The organism is Aeromicrobium sp. 9AM (genome assembly GCF_902506105.1).
GTDB lineage: Bacteria > Actinomycetota > Actinomycetes > Propionibacteriales > Nocardioidaceae > Aeromicrobium.
Map to the genome: position 1 here is coordinate 681,163 of NZ_LR733304.1, position 24,784 is coordinate 705,946.

Annotated in this window: 20 protein-coding genes and 1 tRNA gene; 18 read left to right on the top strand and 3 right to left on the bottom strand. The window is 69.2% G+C overall.

The window, feature by feature from the left end:
- Positions 1-27 precede the first annotated feature (27 nt).
- The 5 genes from BOSE46_RS09475 to BOSE46_RS09495 all read left to right on the top strand — a co-directional run bounded on the left by BOSE46_RS09475 (position 28) and on the right by BOSE46_RS09495 (position 4,259).
- On the top strand, positions 28-1,152 hold the full coding sequence (locus tag BOSE46_RS09475) for a resuscitation-promoting factor (RefSeq protein ID WP_159540007.1): 1,125 nt from the start codon (positions 28-30) through the stop codon (positions 1,150-1,152).
- Positions 1,122-2,003: a 16S rRNA (adenine(1518)-N(6)/adenine(1519)-N(6))-dimethyltransferase RsmA gene (gene rsmA / locus BOSE46_RS09480; RefSeq protein WP_236551691.1), complete on the top strand. Its 882-nt coding sequence runs from the start codon at positions 1,122-1,124 to the stop codon at positions 2,001-2,003. The genes BOSE46_RS09475 and rsmA overlap by 31 nt, the downstream gene beginning before the upstream one ends.
- A gap of 74 nt (positions 2,004-2,077) precedes the next feature.
- The gene (locus BOSE46_RS09485; protein ID WP_159540008.1) at positions 2,078-2,899 is read left to right on the top strand and encodes a MurR/RpiR family transcriptional regulator; all 822 of its coding nucleotides are present in this window, start codon (positions 2,078-2,080) and stop codon (positions 2,897-2,899) included.
- A gap of 93 nt (positions 2,900-2,992) precedes the next feature.
- Complete coding sequence (locus BOSE46_RS09490; protein WP_159540009.1) at positions 2,993-3,289, top strand: putative quinol monooxygenase; 297 nt, start codon at positions 2,993-2,995, stop codon at positions 3,287-3,289.
- A 49-nt stretch (positions 3,290-3,338) separates the two neighbouring features.
- A complete protein-coding gene (locus tag BOSE46_RS09495; protein WP_159540010.1) occupies positions 3,339-4,259 on the top strand; it encodes a 4-(cytidine 5'-diphospho)-2-C-methyl-D-erythritol kinase in 921 nt (306 codons plus the stop codon).
- A 78-nt stretch (positions 4,260-4,337) separates the two neighbouring features.
- Here BOSE46_RS09495 and BOSE46_RS09500 read toward each other — a convergent pair whose 3' ends face one another.
- A complete protein-coding gene (locus tag BOSE46_RS09500; protein ID WP_159540011.1) occupies positions 4,338-6,122 on the bottom strand; it encodes an ABC-F family ATP-binding cassette domain-containing protein in 1,785 nt (594 codons plus the stop codon).
- A 156-nt stretch (positions 6,123-6,278) separates the two neighbouring features.
- Here BOSE46_RS09500 and BOSE46_RS09505 point away from each other — a divergent pair, with 156 nt between their 5' ends.
- Together BOSE46_RS09505 and BOSE46_RS09510 are read left to right on the top strand one after the other, a co-directional pair.
- Entirely contained in the window at positions 6,279-6,551 is a 273-nt protein-coding gene (locus BOSE46_RS09505; protein WP_159540012.1) for a DUF4242 domain-containing protein, read from the top strand.
- Between the two features lie 49 nt (positions 6,552-6,600).
- Positions 6,601-9,570 (top strand): helix-turn-helix transcriptional regulator, encoded by a 2,970-nt coding sequence (locus BOSE46_RS09510; RefSeq protein WP_159540013.1) that lies wholly within the window; start codon positions 6,601-6,603, stop codon positions 9,568-9,570.
- Here BOSE46_RS09510 and BOSE46_RS09515 read toward each other — a convergent pair.
- Positions 9,553-10,041 (bottom strand): MarR family winged helix-turn-helix transcriptional regulator, encoded by a 489-nt coding sequence (locus BOSE46_RS09515; RefSeq protein ID WP_159540014.1) that lies wholly within the window; start codon positions 10,039-10,041, stop codon positions 9,553-9,555. The two genes, BOSE46_RS09510 and BOSE46_RS09515, sit on opposite strands and share 18 nt — an antisense overlap.
- Before the next feature lie 76 nt (positions 10,042-10,117).
- Here BOSE46_RS09515 and BOSE46_RS09520 point away from each other — a divergent pair, with 76 nt between their 5' ends.
- From BOSE46_RS09520 to mfd, 8 genes are all read left to right on the top strand, one after another.
- A complete protein-coding gene (locus BOSE46_RS09520; protein WP_159540015.1) occupies positions 10,118-11,458 on the top strand; it encodes an amidase family protein in 1,341 nt (446 codons plus the stop codon).
- 47 nt (positions 11,459-11,505) lie between these two features.
- Positions 11,506-12,276: a methyltransferase domain-containing protein gene (locus tag BOSE46_RS09525; protein WP_159540016.1), complete on the top strand. Its 771-nt coding sequence runs from the start codon at positions 11,506-11,508 to the stop codon at positions 12,274-12,276.
- Between the two features lie 29 nt (positions 12,277-12,305).
- Positions 12,306-12,387, top strand: a tRNA-Gln gene (locus BOSE46_RS09530).
- Between the two features lie 35 nt (positions 12,388-12,422).
- Positions 12,423-13,871 (top strand): bifunctional UDP-N-acetylglucosamine diphosphorylase/glucosamine-1-phosphate N-acetyltransferase GlmU, encoded by a 1,449-nt coding sequence (gene glmU / locus BOSE46_RS09535; protein WP_256366715.1) that lies wholly within the window; start codon positions 12,423-12,425, stop codon positions 13,869-13,871.
- 1 nt (position 13,872) lies between these two features.
- Positions 13,873-14,841 carry a ribose-phosphate diphosphokinase gene (locus BOSE46_RS09540; protein WP_256366739.1) on the top strand — a complete coding sequence of 323 codons (969 nt, stop codon included), beginning with the start codon at positions 13,873-13,875 and terminating at the stop codon, positions 14,839-14,841.
- 317 nt (positions 14,842-15,158) lie between these two features.
- Positions 15,159-15,836 carry a 50S ribosomal protein L25/general stress protein Ctc gene (locus BOSE46_RS09545; RefSeq protein WP_159540018.1) on the top strand — a complete coding sequence of 226 codons (678 nt, stop codon included), beginning with the start codon at positions 15,159-15,161 and terminating at the stop codon, positions 15,834-15,836.
- Entirely contained in the window at positions 15,833-16,399 is a 567-nt protein-coding gene (gene pth, locus BOSE46_RS09550; RefSeq protein ID WP_159540019.1) for an aminoacyl-tRNA hydrolase, read from the top strand. The genes BOSE46_RS09545 and pth overlap by 4 nt, the downstream gene beginning before the upstream one ends.
- A gap of 2 nt (positions 16,400-16,401) precedes the next feature.
- Positions 16,402-19,926 carry a transcription-repair coupling factor gene (gene mfd / locus BOSE46_RS09555; RefSeq protein WP_159540020.1) on the top strand — a complete coding sequence of 1,175 codons (3,525 nt, stop codon included), beginning with the start codon at positions 16,402-16,404 and terminating at the stop codon, positions 19,924-19,926.
- Between the two features lie 152 nt (positions 19,927-20,078).
- On the opposite strand, the gene BOSE46_RS09560 is transcribed toward mfd, so the two are convergent.
- Entirely contained in the window at positions 20,079-21,374 is a 1,296-nt protein-coding gene (locus tag BOSE46_RS09560) for an HNH endonuclease signature motif containing protein (RefSeq protein ID WP_159540021.1), read from the bottom strand.
- Between the two features lie 195 nt (positions 21,375-21,569).
- On the opposite strand from BOSE46_RS09560, the gene BOSE46_RS09565 reads away from it, so the two are divergent.
- The 3 genes from BOSE46_RS09565 to BOSE46_RS09575 are packed head-to-tail and all read left to right on the top strand — an operon-like array spanning position 21,570 to position 24,618.
- Positions 21,570-23,081: an APC family permease gene (locus BOSE46_RS09565; protein ID WP_159540022.1), complete on the top strand. Its 1,512-nt coding sequence runs from the start codon at positions 21,570-21,572 to the stop codon at positions 23,079-23,081.
- 23 nt (positions 23,082-23,104) lie between these two features.
- Positions 23,105-23,758 carry a hypothetical protein gene (locus BOSE46_RS09570; RefSeq protein WP_159540023.1) on the top strand — a complete coding sequence of 218 codons (654 nt, stop codon included), beginning with the start codon at positions 23,105-23,107 and terminating at the stop codon, positions 23,756-23,758.
- Positions 23,758-24,618 carry a MazG family protein gene (locus BOSE46_RS09575; protein ID WP_159540024.1) on the top strand — a complete coding sequence of 287 codons (861 nt, stop codon included), beginning with the start codon at positions 23,758-23,760 and terminating at the stop codon, positions 24,616-24,618. Before BOSE46_RS09570 ends, BOSE46_RS09575 begins: the two co-directional genes overlap by 1 nt.
- Positions 24,619-24,784: the final 166 nt, after the last annotated feature.

Consider the following 24,784-nt stretch of genomic DNA (forward strand, 5'->3'; position numbering starts at 1 on the left):
CCCCGTCACCGACTGTCAAGGAATTCTGTGCAGCCAGACTCAACCGCCCGACGTACGCCCACCTCCGGAAAGCGTCGTCATCGCAAGTCTTTCCCGCTTCTCGCCCTCAACCTCGCGATCGTTCTCGTCGTCGCGGGAGGCACCGCCGCCTACGGAGCGCTCAGCCACACGGTCACCCTGACCGTCGACGGCAAGAGCGACAAGATCCGTACGTTCGGCGACACGGTCTCGGACGTCCTCGCGTCCAAGCACATCACGCTGCGTGCCGATGACCGGCTGAGCAAGGCGAAGTCGGACTCGATCTCCGACGGCGACACGATCGCCGTGTCGTACGCCAAGCCCGTGACCCTCGCGGTCGACGGCACCGTCACCGAGCACACGGTCTACGACCGCACGGTCGGCGACGCGTTCGACACCCTCGGCGTCGAGCCGAGGTCCGGGTCGTACCTCTCGGCCAAGAAGTCCAGCGTCATCCCGCGCAAGGGCGCCCAGCTCGTCGTCAGCAGCTCCAAGTCGCTCACCGTGATCGCGGACCACAAGAAGAAGACTGTCACCTCCAACGCGCCGACCGTCGCCGCGGTGCTCAAGCAGGCCGACGTCACCCTCGACTCCGACGACGAGGTCAAGCCCGGCAAGGACGCCTACGTCACCCCCGACGACAAGCTGCGTGTCGTGCGGATCAAGAAGGTCACCAAGACCGAGACCGTCCCCGTCAGCTTCAAGACGACGGTCCGCCAGGATCCCGACGCCTCGGTCGGCGAGAAGAACGTCGTGCAGCCGGGCAAGAAGGGCAAGGCCCGCGAGAAGGTCACGCTGATCTACGCCGACGGCAAGCTCCGTGAGCGCGTCGTGCTGGTGTCGCGGTCGCTGGCCGAGCCGCGCCCGCAGATCGAGGAGCACGGCACCGCCACGACGCCGCCCGACAGTGTCTGGGACAAGATCGCCAAGTGCGAGTCCGGCGGCAACTGGTCGATCAACACCGGCAACGGCTACTACGGCGGCCTGCAGTTCAGCGCCGCGACGTGGCACAGCGTCGGTGGCACGGGCCTGCCGAGCGATCACTCCCGCGAGGAGCAGATCAAGCGCGCCAAGATCCTCCAGGCCCGTTCGGGCTGGGGCCAGTGGGGCTGCGCCCATGCGAGGTTCGACTGACGACTCCCCGGCTGCTCGGACCCGCTGACGTCCGACGCCTGGCCGAGTCCTGCGGCATCCGCCCGACCAAGCAACGCGGGCAGAACTTCGTCATCGACGCCAACACCGTGCGACGCATCGTGCGTACGTCCGGGGTTGGCGCCGATGACGTTGTCGTCGAGATCGGTCCCGGCCTGGGATCGCTGACCCTCGGGCTGCTCGAGGTGGCGTCGCACGTCACCGCGGTGGAGCTCGACGAGGTCCTGGCGGCCCAGCTGCCGTCCACGATCGCGGAGTACGCGCCCGAACAGGTCTCGCACTTCGACCTCGTCACCGCCGACGCGATGCAGGTCACCGAGCTGCCGGGGCCGGCCCCGACGGCGCTGGTGGCGAACCTGCCCTACAACGTGTCCGTGCCCGTCCTCCTGACGTTCTTCGAGCGGTTCCCGACGATCACGACGGGCCTCGTGATGGTGCAGGCCGAGGTCGCGCACCGCCTCGCCGCCGCCCCGGGCTCCAAGACGTACGGGGTGCCGAGCGTCAAGGCTGCCTGGTACGCCGAGCTGCGGCTCGCCGGGTCGATCGGCCGCAACGTGTTCTGGCCGATGCCCAACGTCGAGTCGGCGCTCGTCGCCTGGACCAGGCGCGAGCCGCCCGGCGACGAGGCGCAGCGCCTGCGTACGTTCGCGGTCGTCGATGCCGCGTTCGCGCAGCGCCGCAAGACCATGCGCGCCGCGCTGTCCGAGCTCGCCGGCTCCGGCCCCGCAGCAGAGGAAGCGCTCGTCGCGGCGGGCATCTCGCCGCAGGCCCGCGGCGAACAGCTCGGCGTCGAGGAGTTCTTCCGCCTCGGCCAGTTCCTCACTCCCGCCTGACCCCGGAGCAGACGTAACGTCGGTGAAATCAGCGTGCCACCGCTCTTCACACATGTGCACTACCGTTTCGTGACATGAGGATCGACGAGCGGATCGCTGAGCGGTACGCCGACCTGTCGCCGCAGGAGCGTCGCGCGGCGGACGTGCTGCTGGCCCACCTCGACGACCTCGCGATCTACCGGGCCGCCGAGCTGGCCGAGCTGGCCGGGGTCTCCAAGGCCACGATGAGCCGGCTGTTCCGCCGGCTGGGCTTCGACGACTTCACCGAGGTGCGCGACCACCTCCGTACGCTCCGCAGCAACGGCGTCCCGGTGAGCCTCGAGGGTGCGCCCAGCCTGGCGGCCCATCTCGAGCACGAGGTCGCCAACCTGCAGAAAGCGCTGACGGGTCTCGAGGAAGGTGGGCTCGCCACGGCGGCCACGCTCATCGCCGAGGCGCAACGGGTCGTGGTCGTGGGCATGCGGTCGAGCTACTTCGTCGCGCTGCACCTGCGCCAGTCCCTCAACCAGGCCCGGTTCGGTGTCACCTTGGTGCCGCAGCCCGGTCAGGCGTTGTCCGACGAGCTGATCGGCCTGGGCAAGGACGATGTGGCGATCGTCGTGGCGTTCCGGCGCCGGCCCGACAACATCGACGGCCTGATGGAGATCCTCGAGGAGTCGGGCACGCCGATGATCCTGCTCGCCGATCCGTCGGCGCGGGCCCTCGCGGCTCGTGCGGCGGTGTGGCTGGAGTGCCCGCTCGCGACCGACCTGGCGTTCGACAGCTATGCCGTGGCGATGAGCGTGGTCGTGGTGCTGGCCGACCGGGTCCTCGACCTCGCGGGCCTGTCGGGTGAGCAGCGTACGACCAGCATCGACGCCTCCTATCGTGCGCTCCGTGAGATCGAGAACCGATGAGCCTGACGCGTCACCTGACCTGATCGGGCCATGGCGGTCTGCCGTCCTGCGTCCTACCGTGCCCTTGTAGGCACATCTGCAAAGGAGCAGGTCATGGCATTCATACAGATCATCGAAGGACGCACCAGCCGGTTCGACGAGATGCAAGCGCTGACCGAGGAGTTCCGGGAGCGCAGCGAAGGGGCCTCCACGGTCCGCCGGGGGATCGAGACGAGGGACCGGGACGATCCCAACCGGTTCATGGTGCTCGTGTTCTTCGACTCGTACGAATCGGCGATGGAGAACTCGAACCGACCCGAGACCGATGAGTTCTCCCAGAAGATGATGGAGCTCGTCGACGGTCCGCCGACCTTCCACAACCTCGACGTACTCAAGGACGAGACGTCGTAGGTTCGCCCCGCCGCCCGGCACGCCCTCGACCGGCCACTAGGTTGAACGGGTGACTTCTGCGACCGTCCGCGTGCCCGCCAAGATCAATCTGTGCCTCGGCGTGGGCCCGGTTCGCGACGACGGTTATCACCCCTTGGCCACGGTCTACCAGGCCGTCGACCTGCACGACGAGGTCCGCGCCTCCTCCCGCGACGACGACGCGATCACCGTCTCGGTGCACAGCGAGCTAGACGTGCGGGCCGAGTCGGCGCTGGTGCCCGAGGACGATGACAACCTCGCGGTCAAGGCGGCGCGACTGCTGCGGGAGACGACCGGCACGACAGCGGGCATCGACCTGGCGATCCGCAAGGTCATCCCTGTCGCCGGCGGGATGGCGGGCGGCTCGGCCGATGCTGCCGCCGCGCTCGTGGCCTGCAACGACGCCTGGGGGACCGGCCTCGCGCGGGCCGAGCTCGAGCAGATCGCGGCCGAGCTCGGCAGCGACGTGCCGTTCCTGCTGCACGGCGGCAACGCGATCGGCGGGGGACGCGGCGAGACGATCAGCCCGGTCCTGGCCCGTGGGTCGTACCACTGGGTCTTCGCGATGGCGTACGAAGGACTGTCGACCAAGGCCGTCTATGCCGAGTTCGACCGGATCAACGAGGGTTCGCAGGTGCAGGACCCGGTCGTGCCGGACGCGCTGCTCGCCGCGTTGCGCGCCGGCGACGCCGAGGCGCTCGGCGATGCGCTCTCCAACGACCTGACCGAGGCCGCGCTGTCCTTGCGGCCGGAGCTGCAGGACACCCTCGAGATCGGCATCGAGGCCGGCGCCCTGGGTGCGATCCTGTCAGGCTCGGGCCCGACCGCCCTGTTCCTCGCCTCCGACGAGCAGCACAGCCTGGACATCGCGTTCGCCCTGAGCAGCGCCGCCGGCTGCGCCGACGTCGTCCAGTCCCGCGGCCCCGTGGCCGGAGCACGCATCACCAGCTAGAACCTCGCTGGGAGTGACGTTTGGGTCGGGTGTCCACGGCGATTCGCGACGCAAACGTCACTGCCAGCGGCGCTCTGGTCAGCCTTCGACGAGCTCGGTGAGCTCGAGCCAGCGGTGCTCGTGGTCCTCGACCTGCTTCTCCAGCTCCGAGACGGTCTTCATCAGCTCTGCGAGCCCTGCACCGTCGGTCGGGTCGTGCTGCGCCATCTCGACGTGCAGCGCGTCGATGCGAGCCGACAGCTTCTCCATCTTGCGATCGATCGAGCCGATCTCCTTCTTGGTGTTGCGGAGCTCGGCGCTCGACAGCTTCGGCGTGGACGCGTTGTGGCCGGCGGTAGAGGGATTCGACGCCGCGGGGGAGTCCTGCTCCTTGCGCAGGCGCAGGTACTGGTCGACCCCTCCGGGCAGGTGCCGGAAGTGACCATCGAGGATCGCGTACTGCTGGTCGGTGATGCGCTCCAGCAGGTAGCGGTCGTGCGACACGACGAGCAGCGTGCCGGGCCACGAGTCGAGCAGGTCCTCCATCGCCGCGAGCATGTCGGTGTCGAGGTCGTTGGTCGGCTCGTCGAGCACCAGCACGTTGGGCTCGTCGAGCAGGATCAGCAGCAGCTGGAGCCGGCGCTTCTGCCCACCTGACAGGTCGCGCACCGGCGTCGCCATCTGCTCGTTGGAGAAGCCGAGCCGCTCGAGCAGCTGTGACGGAGTCATCTCCTTGCCACCGGACACGTACGCCGTGCGCTGGCGGCCGACGACATCGCTGACCCGGTCGGAGCCGACGTCCTTGAGCTCGTCGAGCTCCTGTGTCAGCGTCACGACCTTGACGGTCTTGCCGCGCTTGACCCGCCCCGACGTGGGCTGCACGGCGCCGGTGACGAGTCCCAGCAGCGTCGACTTGCCGGCTCCGTTGGCGCCGAGGATGCCCGTACGCTCACCGGGTCCGACGCGCCACTCGACGTGCTTGAGCACCTCGTGGTCGTACGACACCGAGACGTCGAGGATGTCGACGACGTCCTTGCCGAGCCGTGAGGTCGCCATCTGCTTGAGCACGATGGGATCGCGCGGGGGCGGCTCGTTGGCGATCAGCTCGTTGGCGGCGTCGATGCGGAACTTCGGCTTCGACGTACGTGCGGGAGCGCCGCGGCGCAGCCAGGCGAGCTCCTTGCGCATGAGGTTCTGCCGCTTGGACTCGGTCGCCGACGCGTGCCGGTCGCGCTCGACCCGCTGCAGGATGTACGCCGCGTAGCCGCCCTCGAAGGGCTCGACGATGCCGTCGTGCACCTCCCAGGTCGCATTGCAGACCTCGTCGAGGAACCAGCGGTCGTGCGTCACGACCAGCAGCCCGCCGGCATTGGCCGACCATCGGGTCTTGAGGTGTCCGGCGAGCCAGGTGATGCCCTCGACGTCGAGGTGGTTGGTCGGCTCGTCGAGGAACAGCACGTCGTCGTCACCCACGAGCAGCGCCGCGAGCGCGACCCGGCGGCGCTGTCCACCGCTGAGGTTGCCGACCGTGGCGTCCCACGGGATGTCCGAGACGAGTCCCGCGATGACGTCGCGGATCTTGGCGTCGCCGGCCCACTCGTAGTCGGGCTTGTCGCCGACGATCGCATGACCCACGGTCTGGGTCTGGTCGAGCGTGTCGGTCTGGTCGAGCATCCCGATGTGCACGCCGCCGCGGGTCGTCACGCGGCCTGAGTCCGGCTGCATGCGACCGGCGAGGATGCGCAGCAGCGTCGACTTGCCGTCGCCGTTGCGGCCGACGATGCCGATCCGGTCGCCCTCGTCGATGCCGATGGTGACCGACTCGAAGACGGTCTTGGTCGGGAAGTCGAGCGCGATGGACTCGACGCCGAGGAGATGTGCCACCGAAGAAGTCTAGGCGGCGCAGCGCAACCCCCTGACCACGCTCGCACCCACGGACATACGTAGGAGCTGCACGCCGGATCTAGGTGGTTCTGCCTAACCCGTACGGCCGCGGCGGTCACACGATGGAGATCAACGACTCATCGAAGGAGAAAACTCATGACTCTGTTCATGGACGTCCACAACAAGGTCGAAGGCCTCACCGCAGACGCCGTCGCCGGTGCCCATGCCAAGGACCTCGAGGTCCAGGGCGAGTACGGCGTCGACTACAAGCAGTACTGGTTCGACGAGGACTCGGGCAAGGTGTTCTGCCTCGTCGAGGCTCCGGACGCCGCAGCCGCCGAGCGCGTGCACCGTGAGGCGCACGGGCTGCTCGCCGACCAGCTCATCCCGGTCCAGGAAGGTGTGGTCCCGGGCCACGAGCACGGCTGAGAAGCTCATTCGCTCCCGGAATCGCAGCCGGCCGGTCCATACTCCTCGTATGACGTCGACGCACGGTGTCATCGACAGGAGGGCGACCAGCCGGCTGCTGATCGGCCGGGAGGACGATCTCGCACGCCTCGAGGCGATGCTCGACGCGGTCCTGGAGTCCCACCGGGTTCGGGCGGTCTTCGTCGAGGGCGAGGCCGGCATCGGCAAGACGCGTACGGTCGAGGAGTTCGCGACCCGGGCTCGCGGGCGCGGGGCCGACGTCCTCGTTGGGCGCTGCGTCGCGCAGGGCGAGCAGATGCTGCCGTACGCGCCGCTCGTCGAGATCCTGGCCGATCTCGTACGCCGTGACGGTCCGGCCGAGCTGCTCGAGCTGGCCGGGCCATCGGGCGAGGAGCTCGCCCGCCTCGTCCCTGCCCTCTCCGGCGAGGTCGTCCCGTCGGCGACCCGGGCCAGCGCGAGCCGGCTGTTCCAGGCCATGCGTACGGTCATCGACGGGCTCAGCACTCGCCGGCCCCTCGTGCTGGTCGTGGAGGACCTGCACTGGGCCGACCGGTCGACCCGGGAGATGCTTGCCCTCCTGGCTCAGCAGCTGCGCGGCGACGTGCTCCTCGTCTTCACCCTTCGCACCGACGAGTCGCCGCAGGACGCGGGCATCACCCGCTTCGTCGCGGAGACCGGCCGCGGCGCCGGGAATCGCGTCGTGCTCGAGCCGCTCAGTCGCGAGCAGCAGGCGCGGCAGATCAGCGACATCCTCGGAGTGCCACCGGTCAAGAACCTGCTGGACGACGTCTACGGCAGGGCCGAGGGCAACCCGTTCTTCGCCGAGGAGCTCCTCGTGCTCGGTTCCCACGGCGAGCTGCCGGGCACCGTCCGCGACCTGTTGTTGGCTCGCCTCGATGCTTTGGCGCCGGCGACCCGTCAGGTGCTCCGGTCGGCGTGCATCGTCGGCCGGCGCGTGCCCCACCGGCTGCTCGAAGCGATCACCGACCTGTCCGGCGATGCGCTGGACAGTGCGCTGCGCCCGGCGGTCGAGAACCACGTGCTGACCATCGATGATGCGGACGGCGGCACGTACCAGTTCCGCCACGCCCTGCTGCAGGAGGCGATCGCCGGCAGCCTGCTGCCGGGGGAGTCCCGCCGGATGCACGGACGGGTGGCCGCGGCGCTGGTCGAGGACCCGACTCTCGGCGGCGGCGCTCGATTCGTGGCCGGCCGCATCGCCAGCCATTGGTACGCATCGGGCGAGTCCGCCAAGGCGCTCGTCGCTGCTGTGGACGCTGCCCGCGCGGCGAGCGAGGCCCTGGCGTTCAGCGAGGCGTTGTTCCACTACGAGCGCGCGATCGAGCTGCTCGAGGACCTCCCCGACGGCACAGCGCTGCTCGACGTTCCCCGTTATCGACTGCTGTGGCAGGCCGCGGAGGTGGCGCACCTCGCTGCCCATCCCGAACGCGCCGCCGGGCTGGTCCGTGCGGCGATCGACGCCGTGGACGGCCGCGACCCGCTGCACCGCGGATACCTCCACGAGCGGCTGGGGCGCTACCTCTGGATGTCGGCCGACGGCGAAGCCTCGATGCGTGCGTACGAGACCGCCATGGAGATCACCCCGTCCGACCCACCGACCTGTTGGCGCGCGGCCGTGGTGAGCGGCTACTCGCAGATCCTCATGCTGGCGAGCCGGTACGCGGAGGCCATGACGTACGCGCGAGAGGCCATCGAGATCACCCAGCACGTGCCGAAGTCCCGCTCCACCGAGGGCCACGCCCGCAACAACCTCGGCGTCGCACTCGCGAACCTGGGTCAGCTGGACGAGGGGATCGCCGAGCTGGTGATCGCGCGACAGATCGCGGAGGAGGAGATGGAGGACGTCGACGACGTGGCGCGGGCGATCGTCAACCTCCACTCGGTCCACCTCAACGCCGGACACCTGCACGAGGCGGCCGACCTCGCCATCGAGGGCATCGAGGTGGTCGAGAAGCTGGGCCTCCAGCGTCGCAAGGGAGTGTGGTGCCGGTGCGACGCCGCGCAGTCGTTGCTGATGCTCGGCGACGTCGATCGCGCGCTGGCGTTCCTCGACGAGGCCGACCAGCTGAATCCGGCCGGCATCGACCGCGTTGCGGTCGACATGACGTACGGACAGGCCCTGCTCCGTGCGGGGCAGATCGACCGGGCGGGTGAGCGGCTCGAGGCGTCCCGCGCCGGGGGTGCCAAGCTCATCGACGGACAGCTGATCGGGCCGCTGTATGCCGCGCTGGTGGAGGTGCGGGCCCGGCAGGGCGATCTCGCTGTGGCTCTGGAGATGGCCGAGGAAGCGGTCGAGCGATTCGATGTCAACGAGGACCCGATGTTCTGCGTCCCGGTGCACGCCGCCGCAGCTGCCGCGGCCAGCGAGCAGGCTCTCAACGGTGACGGGACGGCGGATTCGGTCGCCCGGTGGGTCACGGCATCGGCGGAGGCCCTCGCGCGCTGGCCCGGCGACGTGCCGATCGCAGCGCTGCACCACGACGCGGCCCGCTGCGAGCTCGCCCGCGCGCGCGGCGAGTCCGATCCGCTGGCATGGAGCGCGTTGGCCGCGAGGTGGGACGCATTGCCCAAGCCGTACCGTGCGGCGTACGCGAGGCTGCGCGCCGCGGAGGCTTACCTGACGGGTACGCCGGACCGGGGCGCCGCGACGGTCGAGCTCAGGGCGGCCTGGGCCCAGGCGGACAGCATCGGTGCCCGCGGGATCGCCGCGATGGTCGAGGACGTCGCTCGGCGCTCGCGGATCAAGCTCGCCCCGTCAGCAGCCGCAGCGGCCGAGCCGAGCCCGTACAGGATGACGCCGCGCGAGAGCGAGATCCTGCTGCTGGTGGCCGAAGGACTCACCGATCGCGAGATCGGCACCCGGCTGTTCATCAGTCATCGCACGGTGGGACACCACGTGTCGAGCCTGCTGGCCAAGCTCGGCGCGACGCGGCGCTCGGAGCTGGCGGCGCTGGCGCATCGCACCGGCCTGGTCGCCGGGTCAGCGGTCGAACGGTAGCGAGAGCGTGCGCAACGCCCCCGTGAGGGCAGTCGCCTCGTCGGCGGACAGACCGGCGAGCAGCTTCTGCTCGTGACCCAGCAGCGCATCGAGCGCTCCGTCGACGGCGTTCTTGCCGGACGTGGTGAGCCTGACCTGTACGCCGCGCCGGTCGGCAGGATCCGGCAGCCGCTCGACCAGGCCCTTGCGCACCAGGCGATCGACGCGGTTGGTCATGGTGCCGCTGGTCACGAGCGTCTCGTGCACGAGCTGACCGGGGGAGAGCTGATAGGGCTGACCTGAGCGGCGCAGCGCCGACAGCACGTCGAACTCCGACGGCTCGAGGTCATGGTCGGCGAAGGCCTGCTTGCGGGCGCGGTCGAGGTGGAGCGCCAGGCGGGTCACGCGGCTGAGCACGTGCATGGGGGAGACGTCCATGTCCGGACGCTCCCGCTGCCACGCCGCGATCAGTCGATCGACATCGTCTTCCACACCACCATCCTAGTTCGTCAAGATTCTTGATGTAGAGATATCCCTGCGCGCCACGGATGGTGGCTACGCTCACGCCATGACTCCTGCTGAGGCCGTTGCCGCCGGACCGACCCGCCAGGCCGAGCTCCTCGCCGCTGGCACGCTGACCTCGCGTCAGCTGACCCAGGCGACGCTCGACGCCATCGATCGCGAGAACCCGGCGATCAACGCGGCGGTCGCGGTCTACGCCGAGGAGGCGCTGGCCGCCGCCGACGAAGCAGACGGGCGTCGCGCGGCCGGCGACAATGGACCGCTGCTTGGCGTCCCGGTTGCGGTCAAGGACGACCTCGACATCGCGGGCCAGGTCACCGGCAAGGGCAGCCGCGCCATGCTGCTGCCGGCGGACCACGACACCGAGCTGGTCGCGGCGATGCGTGCCGCAGGCATGGTCGTCGTCGCCAAGTCGGCGCTGCCCGAGCTCGCGATCTTCGGGTTCACCGAGTCCGAGGCGAACGGCATCACGCGCAACCCGTTGAACCTCGCCCACACGAGTGGTGGCTCGTCGGGCGGCTCCGCCGCGTTGGTCGCCGCCGGAGCTGTCGGCATCGCCACTGCCTCCGACGGCGCCGGATCGATTCGCATACCGGCTGCCTGCTGCGGGCTCGTCGGGTTCAAGCCGACGCAGGGCACGATGCCGAGCTCGGGCGGCTGGCACGACCTGTCGACCCAGGGCTGCCTCGCGGCGCGCGCGATCGACAGTGCGCTGTTCCTCGACGCGTTCGGCACGTTCGCCGAGTCGCTGGTGGAGGCGGCCGCAACGGATCCCGCACCGTTGACGATCGGGGTGTCGTTCAGCGCGGCAGCGGCGACGAAGGCGAACCCGGTCGACCCACGCGTGCGCGCAGCCGTCGAGCGTACGGCCGAGGAGCTTCGCGCGTCCGGCCACACGGTGATCGAGGTCAAGATCCCCTACCCGCTCGGCTCCAAGGCGCTGACGGTGCGCTACCTCGGCGGCATCCGCGACGGAGCCGACGGCACGGACGATCCCGGCCGGCTCGAGAAGCGTACGAAGGCCATCGCGCGGTTGGGTCGCCCATTCGGTGCCAGGTCCGTCGAGTGGGCCAAGCGCAAGGGCCGCGCGTGGGGCGACCAGGTCCATGACAACCTCGGCGTCGACGTGCTGCTGACGCCGGTGATGTCCGGCCCGGCGATCGAGGTCGAGCACTGGCGCGGCAAAGGCGGGCTGGCGACGGTCCTGTCAATGAATGCGTTCTATCCCTACACGGCGCAGTGGAACCACGCTGGCGTGCCGGCGGTCTCGATGCCGGCCGGGCTCACCACTGATCGTCTGCCGTTGGCGGTGCAGCTCATCGCCCGCCGCGGCGACGACGCCCGGCTGATGTCGCTCGCAGGCCAGCTCGAGCGGCACAACGCTTGACGCAAAGTATCTTGACATCAAGATAAGTCGGTCGTACGGTCGGAGTCATGACGACCTGGGACCCCACGCGCTATCTGCAGTTCGCCGACGACCGCTCCCGTCCGTTCGTCGACCTCGTTGCTCGCGTGCAGGGCGAGCCCACCACGATCGTCGACCTTGGTTGCGGGCCCGGCCACCTCACGGCGGTGCTCCGCGCCCGCTGGCCGGAGGCCTCGATCCACGGCGTCGACTCCTCGCCGGACATGATCGATAAGGCCCTCGCTGACAATGCCGACGACCGGGCGACGTACGAGCTCGCCGATGTCGCTACCTGGACGGCACCCGAGCCGGTCGACCTGATCGTCTCGAACGCGCTCTTCCAGTGGGTCCCGGACCAGCTTGCCGTGATCGGGCGTCTCGCCGAGCGCGTCGCTCCGGGCGGCACGATCGCGCTGCAGGTGCCGTGCAACTACGACGCGCCGAGCCACCGATTGCTGCACGAGATCTCGTCGCAGCCTCCGTACGGCGCGCACACCGAGGGGCTGCACGCCGACCGCGGCACGCACGCCGAGACGTACCTCGACCTGTTCAGCGAGTTCGGCTGGGCCGTCGACGCGTGGGAGACGACCTACCTGCACGTCCTGCCGGGGGAGGACCCCGTTTTCGACTGGATCTCCGGCACCGGAGCCCGACCGATCCTGCAGGCTCTGCCGGAGGGTCTGCGCGAGGAGTTCGTCGACACGTACAAGGCTGCGCTCCGCGGGGCCTATCCGGCCGGGCCGTGGGGCACGGTGCTGCCGTTCAGCCGTACGTTCGCCGTTGCCCGGCGCGAGGCCTGACTCCGGTAGCCTTGGGGATGCTGCTGCAATCCCCGGTTGGTCTGCCGGCAGGGCCCGCCGCACTTTGAATGCGGACAAGCGACGTAGGTTCGACTCCTACCCGGGGAGCCAGCAACGATCCGCTGGTCCGTCGACGAAGGAGTCTGGTGAGCGACCAAGTCACAGCCATCGTGCTGGCAGCGGGCGCGGGCACGCGCATGAAGTCGCGACGCGCCAAGGTCCTGCACGAGATCGCCGGTCGCAGCATGCTCGAGCACGCCCTGGTCGCTGTCGCCGGTGCCGGCGTGCACACCACAGTCGCCGTCGTCGGCCATGATCGCGAGCAGGTCGCCGAAGCCATCACGTCGTACGACCCGGCGATCGTCCAGGCCGTGCAGGAGAAGCAGAACGGCACGGGTCACGCCGTCCACGTCGCCCTCGAGTCGCTCGACAGCGCACCGGAAGGCACCGTCATTGTCACGTACGCCGACGTGCCGCTGCTGTCGGCGCAGACGCTCTCGGAGCTGCTCGTCAGCCACCGCGCCGCCGGGCACACCGTCACGATCCTCACCGCCGAGGTCGACGACCCCACTGGCTACGGACGCATCCTCCGGGCCGACGACGGTGCCGTCACGGCGATCCGTGAGCACAAGGACGCGTCAGACGACGAGCGAGCCGTGCGCGAGATCAACAGCGGCATCCTGGTCGTCGACGGTGAGTTCCTGACCGCCGCGGTGGCGAGCCTCGAGTCCAACAACGCGCAGGGCGAGCTCTACCTCACCGACATCGTCAGCAAGGCCGTCGCCGAGGGGCGACCGGTCGGCGCGCACGTCCTCGAGGACGTCTGGCAGACCGAGGGCGTCAACGATCGCGCGCAGCTCGCGCGACTCGGTGCCGAGCTCAACCGCCGCATCACGGCCCACTGGATGTCCGAGGGCGTCACGATCGTCGATCCTGCGACGACCTGGATCGACTCGGCCGTCACGATCGAGCCCGACGTCACGATCCTGCCCGGCACCCAGCTGCTCGGCGCGACGGCGGTCGCCCGCGGCGCCACGATCGGACCGGACTCCACGCTGCGCAACATCGAGGTCGGCGCCGGCGCCACCGTCGTACGTACGCATGGTTCCGATGCCGTGATCGGCGACGAGGCGACCGTCGGCCCGTACGCCTACCTGCGCCCCGGGACCGAGCTCGGCGTGCGCGGCAAGATCGGCACGTTCGTCGAGGTCAAGAACTCGCGCATCGGCGAGGGCGCCAAGGTGCCGCACCTGAGCTACGTCGGCGACGCCGACATCGGCGAGGGCGCCAACATCGGCGCCGGCACGATCTTCGCCAACTACGACGGGGTCAACAAGCACCGCTCGACGATCGGCCGGCACGCCAAGACCAGCTCCAACAACACGTTCGTCGCACCGGTCACGGTCGGCGACGGAGCGTTCACGGGAGCCGGCTCGACGATTCGGGAGGACGTACCACCGGGGGCGCTGGCCGTCAGCGCAGGTCGGCAGAGGAACATTGAGGGGTGGGTGGCCGACAAACGTCCGGACACCGCATCCGACCAGGCCGCACGCGCAGCGTCATCCGAACCGGCAGAGGAGACCTCCGGTGAGTAGCTTGTCCAAACGCACGCCCACGCGGAACATGCTGCTGTTCTCCGGCCGCTCCCACCCCACGCTGGCGCAGGAGGTGGCCGACCTCCTCGAGATCGAGGTCGTCCCGACCACCGCCTACGACTTCGCCAACGGCGAGATCTACGTACGCTTCGACGAGTCCGTACGCGGTTGCGACGCATTCGTGCTGCAGAGCCACGCCGCCCCGATCAACGAGGCGATCATGGAGCAGCTCATCATGATCGACGCGCTCAAGCGCGCCTCGGCCAAGCGCATCACGGTCATCCTGCCGTTCTACGGCTATGCCCGGCAGGACAAGAAGCACCTCGGCCGCGAGCCCATCTCGGCGCGCCTCATGGCCGACCTGTTCCTGACCGCCGGCGCCGACCGCCTCATGACGGTCGACCTGCACACCGCCCAGATCCAGGGCTTCTTCGACGGACCCGTCGACCACCTGCTGGCGATGCCGATCCTCACGCGCCACGTCAAGAAGAAGTACGGCAAGAAGCCGCTCGCGGTCGTCTCGCCCGACGCCGGACGCATCAAGGTCGCCGAGTCGTGGGCCGCCGCTCTCGCCGGAGCGCCGCTGGCGTTCATCCACAAGACGCGCGACCCCCGCAAGCCCAACGAGTCCAAGGCCAACCGCGTCGTCGGGGACGTCGAGGGCCGCGTCTGCATCCTGGTCGACGACCTCATCGACACCGGCGGCACGATCGTCCAGGCCGCCGAGGCGCTCATGGCCGACGGTGCCGAGGACGTCGTGATCGTCGCGACACATGCGGTGTTCTCCGGCCCGGCGGTCGACCGGCTCAAGAACTCGACGGCGTGCGAGGTCATCGTGACCAACACGCTGCCGATCGCCGACGACCAGCGATTCGACAAGCTGACGGTGCTGTCGATCGCCCCGCTGCTGGCCCAGGCCACCGCAGCCGTCTTCGAAGAAGGCTCGGTCACCAGCCTGTTCAAGAGCTGACCGGTCCCTAAGGAGGCCGCCCGCGGCCGACTGGGAGCGAGCTCTGCGAGCGAAGGGGCGTGAGATCAGCTCCCAACGTTGGGAGCTCCCGTCACGACGCTTCGCTCGCAGAGCTCGCTCCCGCCGGGCGCTGAGCGCCCTTGCTAGCGAACGGGCTGAGCAGCGATTTCGGCCAACCGCCCGCCTGCGATAAGATCGTCAGGTTGCCTCGGCGAGGGTCCACACGGGCCGTGATCGACAGGGCGCTCCACGGAGTGCTGTGTTGAGCGCCTGGCGACAGCCGACTTTCACGCAACACTCTTCAGGAGAAATTCCCCATGGCTGAGATCAAGATCGCCGCCGAGACGCGCACCGAGTTCGGCAAGGGCGCCGCCCGCCGCATCCGTCGCGCCGACAACGTGCCCGCCGTCCTCTACGGACACGGCTCCGACCCCGTGCACGTCACGCTGCCGGGCCACCAGCTCATGCTGGCGCTCAAGAACTCCAACGCGCTGCTGACGATCGACCTCGGCACCGAGCAGCACCTCGCGATCCCCAAGCAGGTCCAGCGCGACCCGCTCAAGGGCTTCATCGAGCACGCTGACCTCCTGATCGTCCGCAAGGGCGAGAAGGTCACCGTCGACGTCCGCATCAACGTCGTCGGCGACGCGATCAGCGGCAACCTCGTCATCCTCGAGAACTCGACGGTCTCCGTCGAGGCCGAGGCGACCCACATCCCCGAGTCCTTCGAGGTCTCGGTCGAGGGCCTCGACGCCGGCGCGCAGATCCACGCCAGCGACCTCGAGCTGCCCCGCGGCTCGACGCTCGCCGTCGACTCGGACATCCTCATCGTCAACATCACCGCGGCACCCACCGAGGCCCAGCTCGACGCCGAGCTCGCTGAGGCTGAGGCCGAGGCCGGCATCGAGCACGACGCGACCGACGCCGAAGAGGCCGAAGCCGCTGCTGAGGCACCGGCCGAGGGCGAGGCTGCGGAGAGCTCCGAGTCCGAGTGACCTGGTTGGTCGTCGGGCTCGGCAATCCGGGCCCGGCGTACGCCAGCACTCGTCACAACGTCGGTTACCTCGTGACCGACGTGCTCGCCGCCCGTGTCGGCGGATCGTGGAAGAAGCACAAGTCCGGCCGCGCCGACGTCATCGAAGGACGCCTGGCCGGTGAACGCGCGATTCTCGGACGCTGCCGGTCCTACATGAACGAGAGTGGCGGCCCGGTCTCGACGCTGATGAAGTTCTACGACGTCGAGCCCGACCACCTCGTGGTGATCCACGACGAGCTCGACATCGACTACGGCATGCTGCGGGTCAAGCTCGGCGGCGGCGACAACGGCCACAACGGCCTGAGGTCGATCCGCCAGTCGATCGGCACGGGCGACTTCTTTCGCGTACGTGTCGGCATCGGCCGCCCGCCCGGTCAGCAGAGCGTCCACGACTTCGTGCTCAAGCCGTATGGCACGGCGGAGCGCAAGGACCTGCCGACGTACGTCGAGGAGGCCGCCGACGCGGTCGAGAGCCTCATGACGCAGGGACTAGAAGCGACCCAGAGCGCGTTCAACCGTTAGAGATGACACTCTCCAGACTTGCGGCCCTCGTCGCCGCCGAACCCACGGTCCAGCAGGCGCTCCAGGACAGGGCGGACGGCCTCAGCACGCTCAACGTCCAGGCGCCGGCGCCACTGCGGCCGTTCCTGACGCATGCCCTGGCGCAGCAGTCCACGGTGCTCGCGGTCACCGCCACCGCTCGCGAGGGCGAGGACCTGGTCACCCAGCTCGGCGAGCTGCTCGGCCCCGACGCCGTCGCCTACTTCCCAGCGTGGGAGACGCTCCCGCACGAACGCCTCTCGCCGCGCTCTGACACCGTCGGCCGCCGGCTCGCGGTGCTGCGCCGTCTGGTGCACCCCACAGCTCCCGGCGAGCAGGACTCCGAGACGGCGACAGGTCCGCTGCGCGTCGTCGTGGCGCCCGTACGTTCATTGCTCCAGCCGCAGGTCAAGGGTCTCGCGGACCTCACGCCGGTCGAGCTGCACAAGGGCGACGAGATCGCCCTCGACGAGGTCGTCCGGCAGCTGGCCGCGGCGGCATACTCACGTGTCGACCTGGTCGAGCGCCGCGGTGAGTTCGCGGTGCGCGGCGGCATCATCGACGTGTTCCCGCCGACCGAGGAGCACCCGCTCCGCATCGAGTTCTGGGGCGACGAGGTCGAAGAGATCCGCCGCTTCGCGGTTGCCGACCAGCGCACGCTCGAGGAGATCACCCACGTATGGGCCCCGCCGTGCCGTGAGCTGCTGCTCGACGACGAGGTCAAGGCGCGCGCCGCGCGGCTCGCCGAGGCGCACCCGTCGCTGGCCGAGATCTTCACGAAGATCTCCGAGGGCCACGCCGTGGAGGGCATGGAGTCGCTGACCCCGGTGCTCGTGGACGAGATGGAACTCTTCGTCGACCTGCTGCCCCAGCGCTCGGCGATCATCCTGTGCGACCCCGAGCGCATTCGGGCTCGGGCTGCCGACCTCGTCGCGACGAGCGAGGAGTTCCTCCAGGCCTCGTGGGCTGCCGCGGCGACGGGTGCCGAGGCGCCGATCGACCTCGGCTCGGCCGCGTTCCGCACGCTCGAGGACGTACAGCTGGAGACCCTCAGGCTGGGCCACACCTGGTTCACGGTGTCCCCGTTCGGCCTGGACACGGACGACCAGACCCGCGCGGTCGAGATGGAAGCTGCCGCGGCCTATCGCGGCGACACCACGGCAGCGCTCGAGGACATCAAGAAGTGGGTCGCCGCCGGCATGCGCGTCGTGTTCGTCGCGCCCGGTCACGGCCAGGCGCAGCGCACGAGCGAGTGGCTGGCCGAGAACGATGTCGCCGCCGCGCTCGACGACGAGGTCACGGCGCCGACGCCCGGCGTCGTGCAGGTCGCCTGCGGCGAGCTCGACCACGGCTTCGTCTCGCCGCCGCTCGGCCTGGCCGTCCTGACGTACGACGACCTCGTCGGCCAGCGGGCCGCCGATCGTACGGAGCGCAAGATGCCCGCGCGCCGACGCAAGCAGGTCGACCCGCTCGAGCTCAAGACCGGCGACTTCGTCGTCCACGAGCAGCACGGCCTCGGCCGCTACGTCGAGCTGATGCAGCGGGTCGTGCAGGGCGCGGCGCGGGAGTACCTCGTCATCGAGTACGCCCCGTCCAAGCGTGGCCAGCCGGCCGACCGGCTGTTCGTGCCGATGGATCAGCTCGACCAGATCAGCCGCTACGTCGGTGGCGAGTCGCCGTCGCTCGACCGGCTCGGCGGCTCGGACTGGACGAACCGCAAGAACAAGGCGCGCAAGGCCGTACGCCAGATCGCCGGTGAGCTGATCAAGCTTTACGCCGCCCGCCAGGCGACCAAGGGTCACGCGTTCGGGCCGGACACACCGTGGCAGGCCGAGCTCGAGGACGCGTTCGCGTTCGTCGAGACTCCCGACCAGATGGTGACGATCGACGAGGTCAAGCGCGACATGGAGCGCACGGTCCCGATGGACCGGCTGGTCTGCGGCGACGTCGGCTACGGCAAGACCGAGATCGCCGTACGCGCGGCGTTCAAGGCGATCCAGGACGGCAAGCAGGTCATCCTGCTGGTGCCGACGACCCTGCTGGTGCAGCAGCACTACGCGACGTTCGCAGAGCGCTTCGGGCAGTTCCCGGTCACGATGAAGCCCCTGTCCCGCTTCCAGACCGAGAAGGAGTCCAAGGAGACCCTCGCGGGCCTGGCCGACGGCTCGATCGACATGGTGATCGGCACCCACCGGCTCCTGCAGCCCGGCGTACGCATCAAGGACCTCGGTCTCGTGATCGTCGACGAGGAGCAGCGGTTCGGCGTCGAGCACAAGGAAGCCATGAAGATGCTCCGCGCTGCCGTCGACGTCCTGTCGATGTCGGCGACTCCGATCCCGCGCACTCTCGAGATGGCGATCACCGGCATCCGGGAGATGTCGACGATCGCGACCCCGCCGGAGGAGCGCCACCCGGTGCTGTCGTTCGTCGGTCCCTACGAGGACCGGCAGATCGTCGCGGCGATCCGTCGGGAGCTCCTGCGCGAGGGCCAGGCGTTCTTCATCCACAACCGGGTGCAGAGCATCGACAAGGCCGTCGCCAAGATCAAGGAGCTCGTGCCCGAGGCGCGGGTCGCCGCCGCGCACGGCCAGATGGGCGAGCACCAGCTCGAGGAGGTCATGGTCGACTTCTGGGAGAAGCGCTACGACGTGCTGGTCTGCACCACGATCGTGGAGTCCGGGCTCGACGTGTCCAACGCCAACACCATGATCATCGAGCGCGCCGACACCCTCGGCCTGTCACAGCTGCACCAGCTGCGTGGCCGCGTCGGCCGTTCACGCGAGCGCGCCTACGCGTACTTCCTCTACCCGCCCGAGAAGCCGCTCACCGAGACCGCGCACGACCGGCTTGCCACGATCGCGCAGCACTCCGAGCTCGGCGGCGGCATGGCCGTGGCCATGAAGGATCTCGAGATCCGCGGCGCCGGTAACCTGCTCGGCGGCGAGCAGTCCGGGCACATCGCCGACGTCGGCTTCGACCTGTACGTCCGCCTGGTCGGCGAGGCGGTCGCGGAGTTCCGCGGCGACGCCGAGCCCGAGCGCGAGGTCAAGATCGAGCTGCCGATCGAGGCGCACCTGCCGCACGACTACGTCCAGAGCGAGCGGCTCCGCCTCGAGATGTACAAGCGACTGGCCGACGTACGCGCCCTGTCCGACGTCGACGAGCTGCGGGCCGAGCTGGTCGACCGCTACGGCGAGCCACCAGAGGCCGTCGAGGTGCTGCTCGACGTCGCCCGGCTGCGCGTACGTGTGCGCGAGGCGGGCCTCACCGAGGTCACCGCGGCTGGCCCGAACGTACGCTTCGCACCGCTCAAGCTGCCCGACTCGGCGCAGATGCGGCTGCAGCGGATCTACCCGCGCAGCACCTACAAGGTCGCCGCCGAGGTGGCCCTGGTGCCGCGCCCGAAGACCGCGCCGGTCGGCGGCAAGCCGCTCGTCGGTCGCGAGCTGCTGGAGTGGACCCGCACCGTGATCGACACGTTGGTCCCGGCACCCGCGCCGGTCAGCTGAGCTTCGCCGGCCGCGTGAGCGGTGGGTTGGTCGCCCTTCCGGTGCCCTGACAGGCGACTGGTGCACCGCCGCCCACGGTGTTGGGCGACCAGGTCACCGCCCGATGGCCCAGCCGCGGGAGCAGGCCGGGATCTTCCGACATTCGCCAGGGCTCACGCGGCTCGGGGTTGTTGCCTGGTGAATCTGGCGTGTCTGCGGGGAACCCGGTCCGGGTCGATCCGGGCGGGAGGGATGACCTCGACGACGCCGTCGTCGGCCATGCGTGCGGTCCATTCACCTTCGTGCAGCAGGAAGTGGTGAAAGTGGCAGACCAAGGCGGCGTTGTCGAGGTCTGTGGGTCCGTCCTCGGACCAGAAGTTGAGGTGATGGGCTTCGCACCAGGCGGGCGGCCGATCGCAGCCCGGCCAGATGCAGCCTTGGTCGCGGACCGCGAGGGCGAGGCGCTGATGGCGGTCGTAGAGCCGCCGGGCTGTCCCGTGGTCGAGCACCTTGGACTCTGAGTCCAGGTAGAGCGCGACGAGGTGGGCGTTGCAGGCAAGTCGCTGGGCGTGGGTGGCAGACGTCGTGGTTCCGCTGGTGTTGGTGGCGGTGCCCTGACCGGTGCGTAGGTCGTCGATGTCGATCGTCACGGCGACGGTCGCGGCCAATCCGCCGGCCTTGGGGAGGGCCTCGGTGGGCAGGTGGCCGAACAGCTCGATGAACGCGTGCCCCATCTTGTGGTCGCGGGGCAGGGCGTTGAAGGCGTTGACGTCCATCCCCAGACGTACGGCGTTGAGGTTGGCACGGCGTGGCGCGATGATGCCCTCGATCGCCGCGCGCAAGGTGTCCGCGTCGGCGTCGGGAACCGTGAAGGTGCCGCGTGTCGTGCCGTCGCCGCGACGCTTCATGGACAGGCGCGTCGCCTCCCAGGCCTTCTGCTCCTCGCGGCGCACCTGCTCGCCGAGCATCTGGTCGGCGCCGTCGGGATCGATGACCTCGATGATCCGGTTGGCAAGCCTCTTGAGGTCGTCCAGGTTGTAGTCGCCGGCCAGACGGATCAGATGCGCCTCTGCGTGATGCCGCGGCTCGTCGTCGACCCAGTCGGGCAGCGCGTCGATGGCCTTCATGATCACCGACGCCTGTTGCGTCGAGATCTGACCACCCGCCCACGCCTCACGCGTGGCCTCGGTGGCAGGGCTGCTGAGCCTGGCCATCGCGACGAGGCCCGAAGCCTCACCCTTGGACATGCCGGTCAGGTTGGCCAGCCAGGTGGTGGTTGAGGTGGCACCGTCCTCCTTCGGAAGTCCCATCCCGTCGGCACAACCTGCGAGCTCTGACATCACGGCGTCGAGCGCGGTGCGGGCTCGCTGGACGGCCTTGGCGACCTCACGGACCTCCGCGCCGGTCAGGGCCCACGCCTCGAGCGCAGCAGCGTCGTCGGCCAAGGACGACAGCTGCTCGATGATCATGATCCCCCGATCGCGATAGAACGTATGTTCGATTCTATTCGACGAGAGAGGTGCTCGTCAAGAGGAGTGGACGACAAATATGCTGAAATCGCAGCTGAAAAAAGGCGCACAGCGACGTGACCAGTCTAGATGAGACCTCGGACACGTCACCGCCCCAGCGGTTGCGGATGGCAACAGCATCCCTACGGTTGGGGGATGACACTTCGGGGGACGTGGGCAGAGCTCGTACGCACCAAGGACGTCGACGACGTCATTCACCAGAACGATGACGACCCGACCGCGGAGGATCATCACTCCCGGTTGAGCAAGCGACTGTCGTCGTGGGACCTCATGGGGTTCGGCATCGGCATCGTGATCGGCACGGGCATCTTCACCCTCACCGGTGGCCAGGCCAAGGACAATGCCGGCCCCGCGATCATGGTCTCGTTCCTGATCGCCGGGTTCGTCGCGGTGCTCGCGGCGATCTGTTACGCCGAGCTCGCCTCCGCCGTGCCGACCGCGGGCAGCTCCTACACGTACGCCTACACGACGATCGGCGAGATCTTCGCCTGGATCATCGCGTGGGACCTGATCCTCGAGTTCGCTCTCGGCGCCGCGGTCGTGGCGCGTGGCTGGTCGGGCTACCTGCAGCACGCTCTCGGCCTGCCGCATGCGTACTTCGGCGAGGAGGACTCCGTGGTCAACCTCGGTGCCGTCGCGATCGTGGCGGTCATCGGCACGATCGCCGCGATCGGCATCCGCGAGTCCAAGCTCGTGACCAACGCGCTGGTCATCGTGAAGGTCTCCGTATGCGTGTTCGTCATCGCGGTCGGCGTGTTCTTCGTCAAGGTCGCGAACATGAAGCCGTACGTCCCGCACTCCGAGAAGGGGCCGGACGTCAACGGGCTCAAGCAGCCGCTCTGGCAATGGATCTCGGGCGCGGACCCCACGGCGTACGGCGTGACCGGTGTCTTCATCGCAGCGGCCGTCGTGTTCTTCGCCTACAGCGGCTTCGAGGCCGTCGCCAACCTCGGCGAGGAGACCAAGGACCCCGGCAAGGACATGGCCCGCGGCTTGCTCGGCACCCTCGTGATCTGCACGACCCTGTATGTCCTGGTGTGCTTCGTGCTGACCGGCATGGTCAAGTACACCGACCTCAGCACCGGCGCTCCGATCTCCGACGCGTTCTCGCAAGTAGGGCTCGACTGGGCCGGCGTGCTGATCGACATCGCCGCGATCGCGGGCCTGACCTCGGTGATCCTCGTCGACATCGTGGCGATGGGTCGTATCGGCTTCGCGCTGTGCCGCGACGGCCTGCTGCCGTCGCAGGTCGGCGCGATCCATCCCAAGTTCCGCACCCCGGCACGCATCACCGTGGTCACCTCCGTCGCCGTCGGTCTGCTGGCCGCGTTCATCCCGCTCAACACGCTCGCCGAGATGGTCAGCATCGGCACGCTCTTCGCGTTCCTCGTCGTCGCGGTGGCGGTCATCGTGCTGCGCCGCACCCGGCCGAAGATGAAGCGGCCGTTCCGTGCGCCCCAGGTGCCGCTGCTGCCGATCGTGACGGCGGTGTCGTGCGTCGCGCTGATGACCAACCTCGCGATCGAGACCTGGCTGCGGTTCCTCATGTGGCTCGCGCTCGGGCTGCTGGTCTACGTGTTCTACGGCCGCCGGCACTCCCACCTGGCCCGCGACGGCAAGAACGCGAGGGACTCCGCGAAGGTCTGAGGGGGCTCGGATAACGTGTGAGCATGCTCACTCGTTCGCGTGCCGCTGTCCTCGTCCTTGCGGGTTTGACGCTTGCTGCCTGCGGCAACGTCCATCCGGGCGCCGCGGCGACGGTCGACGGCCAGACGATCTCGATGAAGACGCTCGACAAGACCGCCAAGGCGTACTGCACGCTCTCGATCGCGGGCTCGGAGCAGCAAGGCGCCTCTGAGCCCGACAACTCCGACGTGCGTCGGGAATCGGTGAAGACGCTGGTGTCGTTGATCGTCGGCCGCAAGCTCGCCAAGGAGCACGACGTCACGGTGAACCCCTCGGTGTACGAGCTCACCGGCCAGCAGAAGGACCAGGTCGCCAAGGCGTTCCCCCAGGAGAAGGACGTCGAGGAGCTCTACAACCTGATCGAGAAGGGCCAGGAGCTCTCGGCCATCTCGGTCGCGCTCGGCGCGAAGAGCACCGGCGAGGCGCCGACAGAGGCGAATTCGTCGCAGCTCGCCCAGGTCGGTCAGGGCGAGATCAGCAAGGCGTTCAAGGCCAACGACGTCTCGTTCTCGCCCCGGTTCGGACTCAGCGACTCGGCCAAGAAGGTCGCCGTGACCGGTTCGCTGTCCGTCGAGCCGACCGACGACCTCGGTGCCGACAAGGCGGACGAGCTGCCCAAAGCACAACGCTGCTCCTGATGCGCATCGTCGTCGTGAGCCCGCGAGTCGCTCCCGGGATCCTGACCCTGTCGGCGTGGGACGTACTGCGTGATGCCTCGGCGGTTCGCGCGTCCGTCGACGATCCCCACGTACGTGCGATCGTCTCGTCGGGCATAGCGGTCGAGATCACCGCGGACCCTCCGTCCTACGCGCCGGATGCCGTGTGGATCGCGCCGACCGGCGACACCGCGTGGGCGCGCACCATCGCGGACGACCTGATGGTGGGTGGGGGAGAGGCGGCCGAGGTCGAGGTGGTCTTCGGGTCGTACGACCTGCCCGGCTCCGCCCTGCTCGACGTCGTCGAGATCATGGATCGCCTGCGCCGCGAGTGTCCGTGGACGGCGCAACAGTCGCACGAGACGCTGAGCCACTACCTGCTCGAGGAGGCGCACGAGACCCTCGAGGCGCTCGACAGCGGCGACAGCGACCACCTGCGCGAGGAGCTCGGCGACCTGCTGATGCAGATCGTCTTCCACGCCCGCATCGCCGCTGAGGGCGAGGGGTGGGACATCGACGACGTCGCCGCTGGCATCGCCGAGAAGCTGGTCTACCGCAACCCTCACGTGTTCGGCGATGTCACCGTCGCGAGCGCCGAGGAGGTCGACGCCAACTGGCAGCGCCTCAAGGCCACCGAGAAGCGGCGCGCGTCGGTGCTCGAGGGCATCCCCGCCACGCTGCCCGCGCTGGCGTACGCCGACAAGGTCCTCAGCCGCGTCGCCGACGTCGATGTCAGCGGTGACGACCTCGGCGCCCGCCTGCTCGCCCTCGTCGCGGAGGCTCGCGTGCAGGGCCAGAACGCCGAGGAAGTCCTGCGCCAAGCCGTACGCCTACTGGGCTAGCGGCAGCCGCGGGCGGTGAGCTAGCGCCCAAGAGCGTCGCCAACCTGGGCTCTAAGTCACCGGCGATCAACGTGAGTCCGCTCTGCGGCCAAGGAACGGTGACTCAGGGCCTAAGCGGCTGCGCCCGCTGGGCCCTAAGTCACCGCCCACCGCTCCGTGTCCACGC

Coding starts and splice junctions, on each gene's coding strand:
- BOSE46_RS09505 (WP_159540012.1), top strand. CDS start 6,279: ATGACTCTGTTCATGGACGTCCACAACAAGGTCGAAGGCCTCACCGCA.
- BOSE46_RS09510 (WP_159540013.1), top strand. CDS start 6,601: ATGACGTCGACGCACGGTGTCATCGACAGGAGGGCGACCAGCCGGCTG.
- BOSE46_RS09485 (WP_159540008.1), top strand. CDS start 2,078: ATGAGGATCGACGAGCGGATCGCTGAGCGGTACGCCGACCTGTCGCCG.
- BOSE46_RS09520 (WP_159540015.1), top strand. CDS start 10,118: ATGACTCCTGCTGAGGCCGTTGCCGCCGGACCGACCCGCCAGGCCGAG.
- BOSE46_RS09545 (WP_159540018.1), top strand. CDS start 15,159: ATGGCTGAGATCAAGATCGCCGCCGAGACGCGCACCGAGTTCGGCAAG.
- BOSE46_RS09575 (WP_159540024.1), top strand. CDS start 23,758: ATGCGCATCGTCGTCGTGAGCCCGCGAGTCGCTCCCGGGATCCTGACC.
- BOSE46_RS09490 (WP_159540009.1), top strand. CDS start 2,993: ATGGCATTCATACAGATCATCGAAGGACGCACCAGCCGGTTCGACGAG.
- BOSE46_RS09560 (WP_159540021.1), bottom strand. CDS start 21,374: ATGATCATCGAGCAGCTGTCGTCCTTGGCCGACGACGCTGCTGCGCTC.
- BOSE46_RS09565 (WP_159540022.1), top strand. CDS start 21,570: ATGACACTTCGGGGGACGTGGGCAGAGCTCGTACGCACCAAGGACGTC.
- BOSE46_RS09570 (WP_159540023.1), top strand. CDS start 23,105: ATGCTCACTCGTTCGCGTGCCGCTGTCCTCGTCCTTGCGGGTTTGACG.
- BOSE46_RS09525 (WP_159540016.1), top strand. CDS start 11,506: ATGACGACCTGGGACCCCACGCGCTATCTGCAGTTCGCCGACGACCGC.
- mfd (WP_159540020.1), top strand. CDS start 16,402: ATGACACTCTCCAGACTTGCGGCCCTCGTCGCCGCCGAACCCACGGTC.